Below are 874 nucleotides of genomic sequence, written 5' to 3' on the forward strand. Positions count from 1 at the left end.
CCATACCGCCAGCACACAGGCGCAGATCGCTAACATAGTGCGCCACCACGGAAAACCCACTCTGCGCCCCCGCTCATTATCGCCAGTCACGCCCAACCATACCGGCGATGGCAACCATGCGTGGATCGCGGCCTCTGGCGCGGGGGGAAGCGGAGGGCTGAACATCAGACCACGCAGTTGCATGCAAGAAAACGCGCCACCGGCAAGGAGCGGTTTTAGCGCCGTCTTCCATTTAACAATACCGCCTTCAGCGAGCTGATGGGCAAGCCGTAACAGGAAATCGTGGTGGTCGTTATTCAGTAACTGCTGTACTCCCTGTGCGGTCAACTGCAGTGTCCGCGCTTCCAGCAGCGACGCCAGTTGTTCCGGCACGCAGCGTTCAGGCAACAGGCAACCGACGCTTTGTAGCGTACGCCCAGCCTGATAACCACCGTCATCACAAACTTGCCACAGATATAACGGGGCCTGAAAACCGAGCAATTTTCCGCAGGTAGCCAGCTCACGCCAACCTTTATCCACTTGCGCCGTCTGGCAACATTGTTTTTCCGTCAGCGGCCAGATAATGCCGTCCAGCGGACGGAAATGGCGCAGTCTTTTCAGGGATGTCAAAAGTGTCGTATCCGGGGCTGCCGACGCGGAGCCTCCGTATATTAACACTGTGTACTCGCCTTCCTGCCAGCGCTGCGCCGTTAATCCTGGTGCAATCGCTTCCACCTGCGTCGATTCACCCATCACCAATAGCAGGCGGACTTTATGTCGCCAGAGCAGGCCATAGCGGGACCGAAGTTTTGATTTAAGAAGGATGTAAAAATCATCAGATAGTCGCTTTTCATTTTTGGCCGGCACTTCAGGCCGATAAATCGTCTGCTCTTTC

The 874-nt window shown here is 56.1% G+C and carries 1 pseudogene; it reads right to left on the reverse strand.

Annotated elements, in window-relative coordinates:
- Positions 1-874 (reverse strand): annotated as a pseudogene (locus CWM53_RS13890) (type VI secretion protein VasK); the annotation flags it as partial.

The organism is Klebsiella sp. A-Nf5 (genome assembly GCF_002810545.1).
GTDB classification, from domain to species: domain Bacteria; phylum Pseudomonadota; class Gammaproteobacteria; order Enterobacterales; family Enterobacteriaceae; genus Klebsiella; species Klebsiella variicola.